The organism is Glutamicibacter sp. TV12E (assembly GCF_052441935.1).
In the GTDB taxonomy this organism is placed as follows: Bacteria; Actinomycetota; Actinomycetes; order Actinomycetales; family Micrococcaceae; genus Glutamicibacter.
On sequence record NZ_JBQVVF010000001.1, the window covers coordinates 1,305,119 to 1,320,483 of the forward strand.

17 protein-coding genes are annotated in these 15,365 nt (G+C 61.1%); 11 read left to right on the forward strand and 6 right to left on the reverse strand.

Going from position 1 to position 15,365, the window contains the following annotated elements:
• The first annotated feature begins 100 nt into the window (after positions 1–100).
• On the forward strand, positions 101–550 hold the full coding sequence (locus ACT7DV_RS06105) for an SRPBCC family protein (RefSeq protein ID WP_444661345.1): 450 nt from the start codon (positions 101–103) through the stop codon (positions 548–550).
• Here the strand turns inward: ACT7DV_RS06105 and ACT7DV_RS06110 are convergent.
• Positions 547–939 carry a hypothetical protein gene (locus ACT7DV_RS06110; RefSeq protein ID WP_444661346.1) on the reverse strand — a complete coding sequence of 131 codons (393 nt, stop codon included), beginning with the start codon at positions 937–939 and terminating at the stop codon, positions 547–549. The two genes, ACT7DV_RS06105 and ACT7DV_RS06110, sit on opposite strands and share 4 nt — an antisense overlap.
• Positions 940–949: 10 nt before the next feature.
• Entirely contained in the window at positions 950–1,714 is a 765-nt protein-coding gene (locus ACT7DV_RS06115) for an SDR family oxidoreductase (protein WP_444661347.1), read from the reverse strand.
• A gap of 179 nt (positions 1,715–1,893) precedes the next feature.
• On the opposite strand from ACT7DV_RS06115, the gene ACT7DV_RS06120 reads away from it, so the two are divergent.
• A complete protein-coding gene (locus ACT7DV_RS06120) occupies positions 1,894–2,409 on the forward strand; it encodes a hypothetical protein (RefSeq protein ID WP_444661348.1) in 516 nt (171 codons plus the stop codon).
• 25 nt (positions 2,410–2,434) lie between these two features.
• Here the strand turns inward: ACT7DV_RS06120 and ACT7DV_RS06125 are convergent, their stop codons facing one another.
• Positions 2,435–2,629: a hypothetical protein gene (locus tag ACT7DV_RS06125; RefSeq protein ID WP_444661349.1), complete on the reverse strand. Its 195-nt coding sequence runs from the start codon at positions 2,627–2,629 to the stop codon at positions 2,435–2,437.
• 301 nt (positions 2,630–2,930) lie between these two features.
• Here ACT7DV_RS06125 and uraD point away from each other — a divergent pair, with 301 nt between their 5' ends.
• The 7 genes from uraD to ACT7DV_RS06160 all read left to right on the forward strand — a co-directional run bounded on the left by uraD (position 2,931) and on the right by ACT7DV_RS06160 (position 9,672).
• Positions 2,931–3,446 (forward strand): 2-oxo-4-hydroxy-4-carboxy-5-ureidoimidazoline decarboxylase, encoded by a 516-nt coding sequence (gene uraD / locus ACT7DV_RS06130; RefSeq protein WP_444661350.1) that lies wholly within the window; start codon positions 2,931–2,933, stop codon positions 3,444–3,446.
• A 26-nt stretch (positions 3,447–3,472) separates the two neighbouring features.
• A complete protein-coding gene (gene uraH, locus ACT7DV_RS06135) occupies positions 3,473–3,829 on the forward strand; it encodes a hydroxyisourate hydrolase (RefSeq protein WP_444661351.1) in 357 nt (118 codons plus the stop codon).
• A gap of 4 nt (positions 3,830–3,833) precedes the next feature.
• Positions 3,834–4,757 carry a factor-independent urate hydroxylase gene (pucL, locus tag ACT7DV_RS06140; protein ID WP_444661352.1) on the forward strand — a complete coding sequence of 308 codons (924 nt, stop codon included), beginning with the start codon at positions 3,834–3,836 and terminating at the stop codon, positions 4,755–4,757.
• A 75-nt stretch (positions 4,758–4,832) separates the two neighbouring features.
• Positions 4,833–6,368: a nucleobase:cation symporter-2 family protein gene (locus tag ACT7DV_RS06145; protein ID WP_444661353.1), complete on the forward strand. Its 1,536-nt coding sequence runs from the start codon at positions 4,833–4,835 to the stop codon at positions 6,366–6,368.
• A 331-nt stretch (positions 6,369–6,699) separates the two neighbouring features.
• A complete protein-coding gene (locus ACT7DV_RS06150; protein WP_444661354.1) occupies positions 6,700–7,662 on the forward strand; it encodes an ROK family protein in 963 nt (320 codons plus the stop codon).
• A 71-nt stretch (positions 7,663–7,733) separates the two neighbouring features.
• Positions 7,734–8,942 (forward strand): MFS transporter, encoded by a 1,209-nt coding sequence (locus ACT7DV_RS06155; RefSeq protein ID WP_444661355.1) that lies wholly within the window; start codon positions 7,734–7,736, stop codon positions 8,940–8,942.
• A gap of 124 nt (positions 8,943–9,066) precedes the next feature.
• Complete coding sequence (locus tag ACT7DV_RS06160) at positions 9,067–9,672, forward strand: malonic semialdehyde reductase (protein WP_444661356.1); 606 nt, start codon at positions 9,067–9,069, stop codon at positions 9,670–9,672.
• A gap of 90 nt (positions 9,673–9,762) precedes the next feature.
• On the opposite strand, the gene ACT7DV_RS06165 is transcribed toward ACT7DV_RS06160, so the two are convergent.
• The 3 genes from ACT7DV_RS06165 to ACT7DV_RS06175 all read right to left on the reverse strand — a co-directional run bounded on the left by ACT7DV_RS06165 (position 9,763) and on the right by ACT7DV_RS06175 (position 13,070).
• Positions 9,763–10,776 (reverse strand): sugar phosphate isomerase/epimerase family protein, encoded by a 1,014-nt coding sequence (locus ACT7DV_RS06165; protein ID WP_444661357.1) that lies wholly within the window; start codon positions 10,774–10,776, stop codon positions 9,763–9,765.
• The gene (locus ACT7DV_RS06170) at positions 10,773–11,945 is read right to left on the reverse strand and encodes a Gfo/Idh/MocA family protein (RefSeq protein ID WP_444661358.1); all 1,173 of its coding nucleotides are present in this window, start codon (positions 11,943–11,945) and stop codon (positions 10,773–10,775) included. The genes ACT7DV_RS06165 and ACT7DV_RS06170 overlap by 4 nt, the downstream gene beginning before the upstream one ends.
• Before the next feature lie 117 nt (positions 11,946–12,062).
• The gene (locus ACT7DV_RS06175) at positions 12,063–13,070 is read right to left on the reverse strand and encodes a LacI family DNA-binding transcriptional regulator (RefSeq protein ID WP_444661359.1); all 1,008 of its coding nucleotides are present in this window, start codon (positions 13,068–13,070) and stop codon (positions 12,063–12,065) included.
• A 340-nt stretch (positions 13,071–13,410) separates the two neighbouring features.
• Between ACT7DV_RS06175 and iolC the strand changes: the two genes are divergently transcribed.
• Positions 13,411–14,409 (forward strand): 5-dehydro-2-deoxygluconokinase, encoded by a 999-nt coding sequence (gene iolC / locus ACT7DV_RS06180; RefSeq protein WP_444661360.1) that lies wholly within the window; start codon positions 13,411–13,413, stop codon positions 14,407–14,409.
• Positions 14,406–15,335 carry a Cgl0159 family (beta/alpha)8-fold protein gene (locus ACT7DV_RS06185; protein WP_444661361.1) on the forward strand — a complete coding sequence of 310 codons (930 nt, stop codon included), beginning with the start codon at positions 14,406–14,408 and terminating at the stop codon, positions 15,333–15,335. Before iolC ends, ACT7DV_RS06185 begins: the two co-directional genes overlap by 4 nt.
• The last annotated feature ends 30 nt before the right edge of the window (positions 15,336–15,365 follow it).

Sequence of the window (15,365 nt, forward strand, 5' to 3'; positions counted from 1 at the left end):
GCCAGGCTCACCGTCTCCTTGAGCAAGGCCACGTCTCCCAGGGGCGATCCGGGCACAGCTTCGCAGTGTGCGGCAAGAATGCCGCGATACCATTTAACTCATGGAATCGATGACTGAACTGGTGGTTGCGCGACAGTTTTCCGCCCCGAAAACTGCTGTCTGGGCAGCCTTCGTAGAACCCGAAATCATTGCCCAATGGTGGGGACCACAGGGGTGGGCCGTCAATGAGGAGTCGGTTGTTTTTGAAGCAAAGGTTGGCGGCCGCCATGAGCTGGAAATGGTTCAGATCGAGAATCCAGAGGCCAGGGTTCCGCTCAAGGCCGTACTGACTTCCTTCGATGAATACGAATGCCTGGTCAGTGTCGATGGCCCGCATGAGATGACTCTTGACTTGGTTATTGAGACTCGCATCGAATTCAAGGAGTTTGCGGGACAGACCATGCTGACCCTGACCCAGGGGCCGCTGCCTTTTGAAGTCGTAGATTCCAGCACCAAGGCTTGGCATTCCGCCTTGGGCAAGCTTGAAGCGCTGCTGGCCGAGTACTTCTAGATCTCTAACCCGATGGCCGGCTGCTGCACGAAGTAGCTGCGGATTTCCTTGATTTTTGCGGCTTTGCCGGCAGAGGCGAATTTCAGCACATGGCTGAAGTGGACCATTGAATGTTCACTGTCGCAGGTTCGGCCGTCGGTGCTTCCTTCTGAACCGTGGGTCAGCACGCTTAAAAACTGCACAGACCCGGTGGCCGGTGCTTCGAGTATCCACTGCCGCACCGCATCGAAGCCGTCCAAGGACCCTATGCCTGCGATGTTCCACTGGATATCCTCTGAAAACCACTGTTCAAGCAGGGGCAGATCTTTTCCATAAGCCGCAGCCAGGACGTCGGTAATGATCCGATGGCGTGGAGCATTGCCGCAGGTTGCCGGAATCTCGACGTGCATTGCTTTCCGCCTAGCCTCGCCCGATATACGGCATGCCACCGGCCGTGATGGTGAATTGGTTGATTGAGATGCCCAGGGGTACGCCGGCGATATACGCGATGGCTTCGGCGGCCTGCTCCAAGGGGAATGTCGGTTCAACAATCCGTTGGCCACTGGGCTGCAGGGCGCCGTTATTCGCCCCGAAATCATCAAGCAAGTCGCTGGCCGTGTTGCCGATATCTACTTGAGTGGCACGGATCCGATGCGGGCGGCCATCGAGTTCCAAGGCCTTCGTTAGCCCCGCGATCCCGTGTTTGGTTACCGTGTAGGCCACCGAATTCACCCGTGGAACTTGTGCGGAAATCGACCCGTTGTTGATGATGCGGCCACCGCCGTTGGCCTTGAAGTGCGCAAAGGCGCTGCGTGCGGCGTTGATGGCTCCGGTCAGATTGATCTGGCACACCTGATCCCACTGTTCAGGACTCAGCTCGTCTATGGAAACCGAGGGGCCAAAGATGCCAGCGTTATTAAAGAGCACGTCGACAGATCCAAAACGGTGTTGTGCTGCCGAGAACAACTCATCCACGGCGCCGGGGTCGGTGACATCGGCGGGATGAACCAAAGCCGAAGGATGGGACTGCGCGGTTTCTTCCAAGGTTGTCTTGGTGCGTCCCGCCAGAGCGACATTCCAGCCCTGGGATAGGAGCAGACGAGCCGTGGCGCGGCCGATGCCCGTGCCAGCGCCAGTGATCACGATTGTTCGGCCTGGCTCAACTGAGCGAGAGGACTGGGGCATCATTTCTCCTTGCGGGATTCCATCAACATCGGTGTTAACGTGCGTGCTCCCATCCTAGGAATCCGCGCTCGCAATGCCCAGCCGGTGTACCGGATGTTGCGTGACCACCTGAATTCTTGCGCTGCAGTGAGCGATAAACTGGGGTTCTAGATCTGATGGCTCATGGCAAGGTGGCGGCGATGCAAAAGGAATCCAACGATTCAGCGGCGACTGCGGATGAGCGAGCCGCGATGCTCAAGGAGCGCGTGTACGTCACCTTCACTGCGCTCGCCGTGATGATTGCTACCGGTTCCCACGGTAGCGCCCCCACTGCTGGCGGTGCCGCGCTGAGCCTCGTGGTTACGGTTGCGGCGGTGCTGATGGCGAGCCTCGTTGCAGACGTCATTGCCCACTCCGCTATTCACGCCGCGTTGGTTACGCGATCGGAGCTGAAGCATCTGCTCAAGGTGGTGTGGGGCGCAGCCGGCGCTGTTTTTGGCCCCTTGGCTTTGCTTGGGCTCAGCGCGCTCAATGTTCTTGAGGTTCCGCTGGCGTTGCAACTGGGCCAATGGTGGCTTGTTGCGGCGCTGGCCTTTTTTGCATTCCTGGCGATGCGTCGAATGCGCCTGGGCTTATGGCGTACTGCGGTGCTGATGTTGCTGCTGGCCGCGGTTGGCGTGGTGGTCATCTTGCTGCAATTGCTGGCGCATTCCTAAGCGAGCGTGACCCGGGCTGCCGGCACTAGCGGTCGGTGGCTGACCCAAAAATCTTGTTCCACAGCGACGGTGCGGAGCTGGTGATTTTCGGCTGCCGGACAATGTCGGGATCCAGATTGTCGATGGATTGGAACAGTCCCGTGCGCAAAGCCGCGGTGCCGCCCAGCGGGCGATTCCCTTCGGTTGGGCAGGTAATCTTTGTCTGGTTGATGGCGGCCATCGTTCCCTCCTTCAGGTTGCAATACTTTCGCATTGTGAAATCTATATTTTATCTAGTGAAACTAGTATGGGAGCTTCGGGGTGCCGTTGGCAAGGGGTCTGAGCAAATAGTTTCCTGGAGGCGTGAAAGTCTCGAAACAAAATAAGGGCCTGTAAATTTTTTGGTTTTGCTCTTGACGCACCCGCTGTGAAATGGATTACAGTTGAGCAACAAGGTTCCACGAAACCAGCATCGAGTCGAAACCGAAATCAATATTTTCGGTGGTAAGGGTGTTCAGCCAAGGTCCGTGGAATGTCGACCGATGAAAAGAGCTGATCACCCGATGCACCTCGACGTTTTCAACGAACTCTCCGCACCTGAAGCCGAAACGCTTCTTCGGCCCTGCGTCGATGTAGACCGTTGGATCCACGAACTGATCTCTGCTCGTCCTTTCGCAACCCGGGACGAACTTACTTCTTATGCCCTGAGCGGCATCACTCCATTTGACCCGCAGGAGCTGGACGCCGCCTTGGCGCAGCACCCCCGCATTGGCGAACGGGCTCAAGGCGAAAGCAAGGAAGCAGATCTCTCTCGCGGTGAACAGGCCTCACTGAATCTGGATGATGATGCGACCGAGCGCCTGAAAGTAGCTAACCAGAGATACGAACAGCGCTTTGACCGTGTCTTCCTCATCCGTGCTGCCGGTCGCAGCACCGAAGAGATCCTGGCCCAATGCGAACGCCGGCTCGAGAACGACGAAGCTACCGAACTGGCCGAAGTAGCCACGCAGCTGCGTGAAATTGCCGTGCTGCGGCTCAACGACCTCATTACCAACTAATACCCTCCAACTTCTAGGAGATGATCATGGCGAATGACAGTGCAGAACGCAGTCACATCACCACCCACATACTCGACACCGGGACCGGGAGGCCTGCCTCCGGTGTCAAGGCCACGCTGGAAGCCAAGACGGCATCCGGCTGGCAAGAAATCGGAACTGGTTCAACCGATGCCGATGGACGCATCAAGAACCTTGGACCGATACAGGTTGAAGCCGGTCGCTACCGTGTTTCCTTTGAAACCGGCGACTACTTCGGGAAGCAGGGAACGGAAAGCTTCTTCCCCGCGGTAAGCATCGATTTTTTCGTGAACAACGTCGATGAGCATTACCACGTACCTCTTCTTATCAGCCCGTTTGCCTATTCCACATACCGAGGGAGTTAGAACAATGACTACCGAAATCACCGCCCCAGCCCAGACCAAGATCGTGCTCGGATCCAACCAGTACGGCAAGGCGGAAGTGCGCCTGGTCAAGATCACCCGCGACACCGATCGCCATCAGATCCAGGACCTGAATGTCACCAGCCAGTTGCACGGCGACTTCACCGCCGCGCACCAGGACGGCGACAATGGCCGTGTCGTCGCCACCGACACCCAGAAGAACACCGTCTACGGCCTGGCCCGCAACGGCGTGGGAGCTATCGAGGAGTTCCTGGTGCAACTCGGCGAGCACTTCACCGGAGAATTCGACTGGATCACCGGAGGCCGCTGGGCAGCCCAGCAGTTCTTCTGGGACCGCATCAACGACCACGACCACGCCTTCTCGCAGAACAAGTCCGAGGTCCGCACCGCAGTGCTGGAAATCGACGCACAGGGCAAGAAGTCGATCGTTGCTGGTCTTGAAGACCTCACGGTCCTGAAGTCCACCGGCAGCGAATTCCACGGCTTCCCACGGGACAAGTACACCACGCTGAAGGAAACCACGGATCGCATCCTTGCCACCGACGTGACCGCACGTTGGCGCTACACCGAGGAGGCTGTCGCCGAAGGCATCGACTTCGACGGAGTATATTCCTCCGTGCGCAACCTGCTGCTGACCCACTTTGCGCAGACCCACTCCTACGCACTGCAGCAGACCATGTTCCAGATGGGCCAGGCAGTCCTCGAGGCCCACCCGGAAATCGCCGAGATCAAGATGTCCCTTCCGAACAAGCACCACTTCCTTGTGGACTTGGATGTCTTCGGGCAGGACAACCCTAACGAGGTCTTCTTTGCTGCTGATCGTCCATACGGCTTGATCGAAGCGACCATCACCCGTGAAGGCACCGAGGCAAATCACCCAATTTGGGCCAATATCCCTGCTTTTATCTAACTGAACAGCGTTGAGGGTGTGCCGGTGCGGACACACCGGCACACCCTTGGCAGCGACTGACGTAGGAGGTCAGCCTTGAGCGCTACACCTGATGAATCTACCAAAGCCATCCGGCCCGAGGATGTAAAGCTTTCCTTAGGGAAGAGCTTTGCCTACGGTTTGCAGCATGTCTTGACCATGTACGGCGGCATCATCGCCCCACCACTGATCATTGGCAATGCTGCTGGAGTCTCGCCGGAGGAGATCGGCCTCTTGGTTGCGTGCTGCCTCTTTGTCGGTGGCCTGGCCACCATCCTGCAGACCGTCGGCATCCCGTTCTTCGGAGCCCAGCTGCCGCTGGTCCAGGGGACCTCTTTCGCCTCCGTGGCCACCATGGTGGCCATCGTCAACGGCGGTGGCGGAATCCAGGCGGTCTTCGGTGCCGTGCTGGTCGCCGCGCTCATCGGCTTCCTCATCGCCCCGTTCTTCGCTCGTGTCATTAGATTCTTCCCTCCGGTGGTCACCGGCGTGGTCATCACGATGATTGGCATCTCGCTGACACCGGTTGCGGCCAACTGGGCCATGGGCGGAGACGCCAAGGCCGACGACTACGGCTCGCTGGCAAACATCGGGCTGGCCGCCGGAACGCTGCTGGTGGTCCTGCTGCTATCCAAGGTCGGCAATGCCGCGATCTCCCGGATGTCGATCTTGCTAGCCATCGTGCTGGGCACGGTAGCTGCAGCGTTGCTGGGCATGGCGGATTTCTCCCAGGTCGGGAACGGCGCGATCTTCGCCTTCCCGCAGCCGCTGGCCTTCGGCATGCCGGTATTCGAAATCGGTGGCATCATTTCCATGACCATCGTGGTGCTGGTGATCCTGACCGAGACGACCGCCGATATCCTAGCGGTGGGCGAGATTGCCGGGTCAAAGGTGGATTCCAAGCGCATTGCCAACGGCCTTCGCGCCGACATGGCTTCCTCCGCGGTGGCTCCGATCTTCAACACCTTCACCCAGTCGGCCTTCGCCCAGAATGTCGGGCTGGTGGCCATCACCGGCATCACCAGCCGTTTCGTGGTGGCAGCCGGTGGCGGCATCCTGGTGGTGCTCGGCCTGTTGCCGGTCCTCGGGCGCGTGGTCGCGGCCATCCCCACTCCGGTGCTCGGTGGTGCTGGCATCGTGCTCTTCGGCACGGTAGCAGCCTCCGGAATCCGGACCCTGTCCAAGGTGAAGTACGACGGCATGAACCTGGTGATTGTCGCGGCTTCGATTGCCTTCGGCTGTATCCCGATCGTGAAAACTGACTTCTACGCAGGATTCCCTACTTGGTTTGAGACCATCTTCCATTCGGGAATCTCCTCGGCAGCGATCATGGCGGTTCTCCTGAACCTGCTGTTCAACGAATTCAAGTTCGGTAATACGAAGAATGCGTCGGTCTTTTCGGCGGCGCCACCACGCATGGTCAAGACCGAGGAGATCTGCGGATTGCTCGATGGCGACCACTACGAGGGTGGCAAGCTCATCGACAAGGACGGATATGAAATCCCGGTGGTTACGCCCGATGAATTCGAGCAGATCCAGACCGGAGCTATCCAGATGCCTGTACCCAGGCTTGCCCAGTCATCTGAGCACTGAACCGACGGCAGCGCCCGAAGCTGACGCCGTCGAAGAACTCGATGACGAGAAGAACTAGAACACAGGCAAGTGCCCGCAAACCTCGGTTTGCGGGCACTTGCCTGTTGAAGATTCGCTTTTCAACGGTCGCAGCCGGGAACCCGCGGATCGAATCGGTCAGGATAAGGTCAGAGTTCGGCATGTCGGCTCTCCCGGACCTGCTGTTCAATGATTCCGCCTCCGGCAACACCACCTGCCGGTGCCAAAGCTTGTTCACGCTCTAGGGGCCGAGCCCGGGCGCAAGATGACTTTCTTGAAAAGATAAGCTTGCATGATCATAAGATAGGGAACTGTGAGTCCAGCTAATCTTTCCATCGGCGTTGATATCGGTGGTACCAAAATCCTTGCAGCTCTCGTGGATGAAGAGGGAAATGTCTACGGACAGATCCACCGCGAGACACCCAACCACGATGTGGCCGGGACAGAACGGGCCCTGGCGGAGATGATCCGCGAGCTCTCCCAGGGCAACGGCAAGATGCCGGTGGGCATCGGCGCCGCAGGCTGGATGGACCGCAAGGGCAAGAACGTCCTGTTCAGCCCGCACCTTTCATGGCGCAATGAGCCGGTGCGTGATCGCCTGATGCAGCTGGTGGGGCACGAAGTCACGCTCGTCAATGATGCTGACGCCGCCGGCTGGGCCGAACACCGTTTTGGCGCCGGACGCGGCGAAAGCGACATGGTCTGCCTGACCTTGGGGACCGGCATTGGCGGGGCAGTGATCCTCGGAGGCCAGATCCATCGTGGCAAATCAGGCATCGCTGGAGAATTCGGGCATCAGGTAATTGTTCCCGGCGGCCATCGGTGCGCCTGCGGTAACCGGGGCTGCTGGGAACAATACGCTTCTGGAAATGCCTTGGGCCGTGAAGGCGCAGAACTCGTGCGCAGCAAGTCGCCCGTGGCTTTCCGGCTGCGCGAAGCCGTCGGGGATAACCCCGAAGCCGTCACCGGAGCGGAAGTAACCCGCCTGGCGGCCCAGGGCGACCCGGCCTGCGAAGACCTGATTGCAGATATGGGTGGTTGGCTCGGTCTGGGCATCTCGAATCTGGTATCGGTGCTGGATCCAGGCACTATTGTGATTGGCGGCGGCTTGGGCACCGCGTCAAAGCAGCTGGTGGCTATCGCCGAAGAGACCTACCGCCGCACGCTCTCTGGCCGAGGCTACCGTCCTTTTGCGAAGATCTGCCAGGCCGAATTGGGTCCGGCCGCGGGCCTGATTGGTGCCGCGGATCTGGCCCGCTTCAACCTGCAGCAATAGAAAAAGATTGACAGGACATTAGGACCTATCTAGGCTCGGATTGTTATTCAACATGAGAGCGAGGTCTTGGTGTGAACCTGTCGGCCAAGCCAAACCGAGCTCCGGGTACATCCTTAGGCATTGTTCTGGCGACCTACGCAATTGCCATGTGCGGCACAACCATGCCCACCGCCCTCTATCCGACCCTGCAAGATGGGTACGGGCGGAGCACGGCCGCCTCGACGCAGCTTTTTGCCATCTACGCCATCGTGGTGCTCGCGGTCCTTTGCGTCTTCGGATCCCTTTCTGATGCCATCGGACGCAAGCCCGTGATGATCCTTGGACTGCTGGCCTCGGCTGCCAGCGGAATACTCTACGCCGTAGCCGAGGATGCTCCGATGCTGTTCATTGCCCGCACGCTGTCCGGGGTATGCGCCGGGCTGGTGACCGGTACGGCAACGGCCTACCTCACCGATCTGGTCTCCAGTTCCGCGCGCGGTGCCAGCATTTCCAGTGCGGCAAATATGGTCGGGCTGGGCAGCGGGCCAGTGCTGGCGGCCTTCCTCACCTACTTCGTCCCCTCCGTGCCGATGATCGCGTTTAGTGTCCACGCGGTACTCTCCGGGCTGTGCATGGCGCTGCTGGCCATGATCCCGGATACTGCCGCCCACCGCGGGCTCGGGCTCAAGCTCAGCCTGCCTTTGATACCCCGCTTCGCCCTCCGTGATTACTGCGTGGGTGGCCTGATGACTCTGGGGTTCGCCGTGATGGGCGGCTGCACCGCCATGACATCGATCCTGGTGGTCCGCGCCTTCGGCATTACCGATCTGAGGCTTTTGGGGCTCATTGGGTCATTGATTTTCATTGCCACCACGGTCGGACAGAAAACCTGCGGAAAGCTGGTGAGCGAAAAAGCCTATTTTGGATTCGCTGGATTGGTGATCGGTTCAGCGCTCATTTCCCTGGCGCCGGGATTGAATGGATCAGCGGCGGTCATGGTCTACCTTCTCGGGCTGCTGATCGCGGGTCTGAGCCACGGCGCATTGTTCCCGGTGGGCCTTGGCATTGTTCTGCGGCGCATCGAGTTTCGCGACCGCGGCAGCGCCAGCTCAGCCTTCTGGGTGTTGGGTTATGCGCTGACCGCGCTGGGCGCGCTGGGCTTGGGTTGGGCAGGCCAATTTGTCGGTGAATCTATGGCGGTGACCGGCTTCGGCGTCGCCATTGCGCTGTGTTCAGCTGCTTGTCTGCTCCTGCACCGGCGCTGGACCAAGACCGCGCCCCAAGGAGTCCCAAGAAGATGATGTGTCACAAAACACTGCAATTGGCGGAATGACGCAGGTTCGTTGATGGTTGGACAGTCAGAGAACAAATTAGTGTCCGAATATGGCCAGCACGCAGGCCTCGGGCTGATCCGAAAGGCAATCAATGTCTGTTGCATCCCAGGAAACCCAGGTCGACACCGCAGCGTTCAACGCCATTTTTGGCGAGGCCCGCACCGCTAACGCCTTCACCGGCGAGGTGACCGATGAGCAGGCCCGGCGAATCTACGAGCTGGCAAAATTCGGCCCCACCGCTTTCAACTCCCAGCCACTGCGCGTGACCTACGTGCGCTCGGATGAAGCCCGCGCCACCCTGGTTGAGGCAATGGCCCGTGGCAACCAGGCGAAAACCGCCGCGGCCCCACTCGTGGCCATCCTCAGCTACGACACCGCATGGCACCAACAGTGGGACAACTTCCTGCCGGGCTACAACGCGCCAAAGGCGATGTACGATGCCGACGCCGAGTTCACGGCGGCCACCGGCAACAACAACGCACACCTGCAGGCTGGCTACTTCATGCTGGCAGCACGCAGCCTCGGCTTCGCCGTTGGCCCGATGACCGGCGCTGACTTCTCGGCCATCGATGCCTCGTTCTTCCCTGAAGGCGAGCAGAAGAGCTTCCTTGTGGTCAACATCGGGCAGCCAGCTGACAGCGAGCTCGGTGCACCCAAGGCGCGCTTCGACTATGAAGCAGTGGTCCGCACCGTCTAAAGGCAGCTTGCCGAACACGAGCAACACAAAAGGCAAGCCCGGAATTCACTGCCGTGAATTCCGGGCTTGCCGCATTGTTGGGCCAGCTGGCTAGTTTGTGGCCAGCGATGTGGCCAAGGCCGCGTCGGCATGGAGCAGCACCTGGGCCGCTACTTCCAATCCTTCAACCGCGCCCAATTCGGTATCCTCATGCTCGATGTTCACGAGCATCTGCGGATCCACCTCGTGCAGGGCCCGCAGGAACTCGGTCCAGAATGCGGTGTCGTGCCCCTTGCCCAAGGCTACGAAGTCCCAGGCAGAGTTCTTCGGCCACTCATTGGCCCACTCATCTCCGCCGAGATTGGTGCGCGGCTCGTCATCGCGCAACCGGCGGAAGCTGTTATCCAGCACCCCCTGGACGGCTGCGTTCGGGTTGATGCGCACATCCTTGGCGGCGGCGTGAAACACCCATTCGCCCAGATCGCGCACTACCGCCACCGGGTCCATTTGCTGCCAGAACAGGTGCGAGGCATCAAGCTCCACGCCGATGTTGCTGGTGCCGGCGCGTTCAACCAGTTCGCGGAAACTGGCCGGGTTGAAAGCAATGTTCTGCGGATGCAGCTCCAAGGCGACCTTGACCCCGTGTTCGCGGGCCAGCTCGTCGATCTCGCGCCAGAATTCGACGGCCACGCCGAACTGGTAGTCCAACTGGTCCAACGCCGCGGAGTTCCAGGCGTTGACCACCCAGTTCGGACGGGTGGCGCCCGGCTCGCCGCCGGGCAGTCCGGACATGGTGACCACGCGGGTCTGCCCCAGCCGCGCGGCGAGCCGGATTGAACGGCGGATGTCTTCGGCGTGCTTGTCACCGATCTGCCGGTTCGGATGCAACGGATTGCCGTTGCAGTTCAACCCGGCGATGGAAACGCCGGTACCCTCGAACTGCGCAAGGAAGGCGTCGCGCGCCGCATCGGACTCGAGGATCTGGTCGACATTCGGCACGTGGATCGCCGGAAGGAATCCGCCGGTGTTCAATTCAATCCCGGTGAGCCCGAGGCCAGCAATGACCGTCAGGGCTTCGGGCAGCGGGCGGTCGTGGAGGATCGCGTTGTAGACTCCGAGCTTCATAGGGAGACCGTCTTTCCGTCATTGTTCGAGGACTGTACTACTGCCTGCAGGATTTTCATGTTGTGCACGCCTTCATCGAAGGTTGCGTTGACTGGAAGCTCCGATTCCACCCCGCTAACTTCGTCGAGGAAGGCGCGGGCCTGAAAGCTGAACGCGTCGTTCTGGCCGAAGCCGACACCTGGGGCGTCCATTGGCAATCCGCCGCCGATGTAGGCATGTTCTGGACCCAGGTTCACCGTGCGGTAGCCGTTGGTGGCCTCGGGCCCTTCGCAGAGCATGATCTCGATTTCGGCCGGGCGCAGCTGGTTGAAGCGGGCCGCGCCCCTTTCGCAGAACACCTCGAAGGTCAGCGTGTTTGGATGGCCTGCAGCGACGCGGGAGACTTCCAGGCTGCCAGCGGCATCGGCGAACTGGACACTGAAGGCCGCGTAGTCATCATTCTCCACTGGCTCTGATTGCTCGCTGAGTTCCACCAGGTTGTGTCCGGTGACAGCTCCAGCTGGCAGATAGCGTTTGGTGATGCTGGTTCTGAGTTGGCCGCCGCTGACCGAGGTGATCTCGCCGGCCAGGAATTCGGCGACGTAGGCGAGGTGGCTGCCAACGTCTGCCAGCGCGCCGGAGCCCGGTTCGCCTTTGAAACGCCAACTCATCGGCGCCTGTGGGCTGTGCCCGTAGTCCGTCCAATAGCGGCCCGAAAAATGCAGCACCTTGCCCAGGGTGCCGTTGTTGATCAGGTCGCGAATCGCGGCGATTCCGGGAGCGCGGCGAAAGGTGAACCCTACACGGGCGATGGATCGAGCATTTTGCGCAGCTGCCGCCATGGCTTCTGCTTCTTCCAAGGTATCGGCCAATGGTTTTTCGCAGAGGACATGCTTGCCGGCGGCCAGCAGCCCTTCCACCGCTTCACGGTGGAAGCGATTGGCGATGACAACTGAGACCACGTCGATATCAGGGTCTGCGGCGACTTCTTGCCACGAGCCCAGTGCCTTTTCGTATCCGTATCGCTTGGCGACCTTTGCCGCCAGTTCGGTGTTCACATCGGCTACGGCAACGTAGCGCAGTGGAGGCAGGGTTGGTTCATACAGCGTGGGCGCGGTGCGATAGCCGGCGATGTGGGACAGTCCCGCCATGCCGGCGCCAATGACGGCGATGCCGATGCTTTTTGTCACGGTGTTCTCCTGGGAAAGAGTGTTCTGGAATATTTTGGAGCGCTCCAAAAAAGTGTAGAGCTGATTCCAGATCAGGGTCAAGGGGTCTGCAGAAGAAGCTTTTGGAACTGGGGAGAATCAGGGTCGGCGAGGTGCCGCGCAGGTGCCGCGCTCGATCAGCAAAGGCTCGAGCAGCACCCGCTGGGCGTCACGCCCGGGGTCGGCGAGCCGGGAAAGAACCTGCTGGGCCACGTGCAATCCGAGGTCGTGGTTGCGGCTGTCCACGGTGGTCAGATGCAATAGGTGGGTGCCGGAGAGCGGCGAATTGTCGTAGCCGATGATTGACAAGTCCCCGGGAACCGAAAGGCCCGCTGCTTGCGCCGCCGCCATGGCGCCCATGGCCATCGAATCATTGCCAGCCAGGATGGCCGTCGTATCGGGAGCCTCGCCCAATAACCGCTGGGCGCACCGATAGCCGGTGTCTTCGTTGGTCAGTTCGCTGACCGAAACGATGCGCTCCTCCAGACCCGAGGCCTTCATCGCCTCCTGGTATCCGGCCAGGCGCAGCATCGAGGATCCGCCGCCGCCACCGATATGGCCGATGTTCCGGTGGCCCAGGGAGATCAGGTGCTCGATGGCCTGTCGGGCACCGAGCCGGTCATCGCTGGAGGCAATGTCGGCGCCGGAAACCTGCGTGGCGCGATTGCCGGCCACGATCACCGGGATCTGGGAAGAAAAGCGCATGGCCGGCGTCGGCTCGGTGGCCAGCACCAGCGCCTCGACCCGGGTGCTCAGAAATCCGTCCAGCGGATCCGACTCCACGTGCGCGTTCAGCGTTCGGTCGGAAACGGCAATGCGCAATCCGGCGCTGGCCAGTCCTTCTTGGAGACCCCGCAAGAGTTCCACAAACCAGACGTTGGTGTAGTCATCGATGACCACTCCAACCGTTTGGCTGGTGCCGCCGGCCAGTGCGGTGGCTGCCTGGCTGGGGCGATAGTCCAGTTCCCTGATGGCTGCCAGGACCGCGGCGCGGCGCGGCGCCGAGACGCTGGGGGAATCGCGCAGCACCAGTGACACCAGCGACTTGGAAACGCCGGCGGCCTGGGCGACGTCGTAGATCGTGGCTCGACGGCGTTCTGTTGCCACGGCTCCTCCTGGGTTCTACCTGCAGTTCTCGTTAAGAGCCTAGCGTTTTGCCGGAGCGCACAGCCGGCCTGGGCGGTTTTGGCTTCGTCATCGTCCTCGTTCAAGTCATAAAGTCAGGACATAGTATCTGGAGATTCTTTTAATTTTCCGCGTCCGAAACGGAGTAAAAACCACGGAATACCGGGGTTTTGCACCAACTATGTTACTCATGTTGTAAATATGTCAGTACAAACCTTTGACAGCGCTGGATTCATGGTGCAAAGTATTTCCTGTGGCACCGTTCACATTGTCGGCAGCTGGCCGATCCCTGAACTCCTGACTCGAAAGGACGTCGATCTGCGTGACTTACGACGTACTCACCCTCGGACGCATCAGCGTTGATGTCTACCCGAACGACATCGGCGTATCCCTGGCCGACGTGACCTCCTTCGGCAAGTACCTCGGCGGCTCTGCCACCAACGTCGCGGTGGCGGCAGCCCAGCATGGACGCGAAGCGGCAGTGATCACCAAGGTCGGCGACGACGACTTCGGCACTTTTCTGGAACGCGAACTGGACCGCTACAACGTGGACCGCTCGCAGGTCACCCGCGACGCCAGCTTGCAGACTCCAGTCACCTTCTGCGCCATCCTGCCGCCAGATGACTTCCCGCTGTACTTCTACGGCCGATTCCCGATGGCCCCGGACTGGAACATCAATACCAGCGAGATTGATCTCGACGCAGTGAAAAAATCGAAAATTTTCTGGAGCACCGTCACCGGTCTGAGCCGCGAGCCTTCGCGCAGCGCCCAGCTGGCAGCCTATGAGGCCCGCCCGGCCAGCTCGCTGGCTGAAGGGCAGTTCACCATCCTGGATCTGGATTACCGGCCGATGTTCTGGGACTCGGTGGAACAGGCCCGCGAACAGGTCACCCAGGCGCTGGCCTCGGCCACGGTCGCCATCGGCAACGACACCGAATGCACCGTCGCGGTCGGCGAGGGAACCCCGGATGAGCAGGCGGACCGCCTGCTGGAGGCCGGAGTGCAGATCGCCGTGGTCAAGCTCGGCCCCGAAGGCGTCATGGCCAAGACCCGCACCGAACGCGTGGTCTCCGCCCCGGTTCCGGTGCAGACCGCCAACGGTCTGGGCGCCGGAGACTCCTTCGGCGGGGCCTTCTGCCACGGATTGCTCTCCGGATGGCCGCTGGAACAGGTTCTGGATTACGCCAACGCCGCCGGAGCCATCGTCGCCTCCAAGGTCGCATGCTCCGACGCAATGCCTACCCCGCAAGAAGTCAACGCCCTGCTGGCCGAGCGCGGCCGCACCGTCCCCGCCTCCCAGAAAGACCTGGTCCAGCCATGAAACAGGCAACCGAGCTGAGCGTGGATCGCGAAGATCCCCGCCGCTACGAATCCATCACCCGCCAACGGCTGGAAGATCCGGCATCGGTGCAACGCGCGGCGGACGCCCGCCGGAAGCACGCCGGCCCGGTACTGGGGCGCCAGAACTTCATCATCGCCGCCGACCACCCGGCCCGCGGCGCGCTGTCGGTCGGCAAGCGGGCCACCGCCATGGCCGACCGCCGCCAATTGCTGGACCGCCTGCAGATCGCCTTGCAGAACCCGGCCTGCGACGGCGTGCTCGCCTCGCCCGATATCCTCGATGACCTGCTGCTGCTCGGTGCGCTGGAAGGCAAGCTGGTCTTCGGCTCGATGAACCGCGGCGGGCTGACCGGCCTGGTCAACGAGATCGACGACCGCTTCACCGGGCACACCGCGGCCGCGCTGGCCGCCCTGGGTGCGGACGGCGGCAAGATGCTGACCCGGATCAGCTACGAGGACCCGGACACCGTCAAGACCCTGGAAGCCACCGCCGACGCGGTCTCCGATTTGGCCCGGCACCAGCTGGTCGCCATGGTCGAGCCCTTCATCTCCAAGCGGGTCGAGGGCAAGGTGGTCAACGACCTGCGCCCGGACGCCGTGATCAAGTCCATGGGCATCGCCGCCGGGCTGGGGGAATCCAGCGCCTATACCTGGCTGAAGATCCCGGTAGTCCAGGAAATGGAGCGGGTCATGGCAGCCACCACCCTGCCCACGGTGCTGCTCGGCGGGGATCCTGCCGGGCACCCCGATGAGGTCTTCGCCTCCTGGCAGGCCGCACTGGCCTTGCCTTCGGTCCAGGGGCTGACCGTGGGACGGACCTTGCTCTACCCCGAGGACGGGGACGTGGCCGCCGCCGTGGCCACCGCCGCATCGCTTCTGAACACCACCGCACCAGTACGCAGCTGAGAAGGACAAAGCTCGATGACTACACGCACA

What these genes read in the sequence shown, in the direction of transcription:
- ACT7DV_RS06105 (WP_444661345.1), top strand. Translation starts at nt 101, where the DNA reads ATGGAATCGATGACTGAACTGGTGGTTGCGCGACAGTTTTCCGCCCCG.
- ACT7DV_RS06110 (WP_444661346.1), bottom strand. Translation starts at nt 939, where the DNA reads ATGCACGTCGAGATTCCGGCAACCTGCGGCAATGCTCCACGCCATCGG.
- ACT7DV_RS06115 (WP_444661347.1), bottom strand. Translation starts at nt 1,714, where the DNA reads ATGCCCCAGTCCTCTCGCTCAGTTGAGCCAGGCCGAACAATCGTGATC.
- ACT7DV_RS06120 (WP_444661348.1), top strand. Translation starts at nt 1,894, where the DNA reads ATGCAAAAGGAATCCAACGATTCAGCGGCGACTGCGGATGAGCGAGCC.
- ACT7DV_RS06125 (WP_444661349.1), bottom strand. Translation starts at nt 2,629, where the DNA reads ATGGCCGCCATCAACCAGACAAAGATTACCTGCCCAACCGAAGGGAAT.
- uraD (WP_444661350.1), top strand. Translation starts at nt 2,931, where the DNA reads ATGAAAAGAGCTGATCACCCGATGCACCTCGACGTTTTCAACGAACTC.
- uraH (WP_444661351.1), top strand. Translation starts at nt 3,473, where the DNA reads ATGGCGAATGACAGTGCAGAACGCAGTCACATCACCACCCACATACTC.
- pucL (WP_444661352.1), top strand. Translation starts at nt 3,834, where the DNA reads ATGACTACCGAAATCACCGCCCCAGCCCAGACCAAGATCGTGCTCGGA.
- ACT7DV_RS06160 (WP_444661356.1), top strand. Translation starts at nt 9,067, where the DNA reads ATGTCTGTTGCATCCCAGGAAACCCAGGTCGACACCGCAGCGTTCAAC.
- ACT7DV_RS06165 (WP_444661357.1), bottom strand. Translation starts at nt 10,776, where the DNA reads ATGAAGCTCGGAGTCTACAACGCGATCCTCCACGACCGCCCGCTGCCC.
- ACT7DV_RS06185 (WP_444661361.1), top strand. Translation starts at nt 14,406, where the DNA reads ATGAAACAGGCAACCGAGCTGAGCGTGGATCGCGAAGATCCCCGCCGC.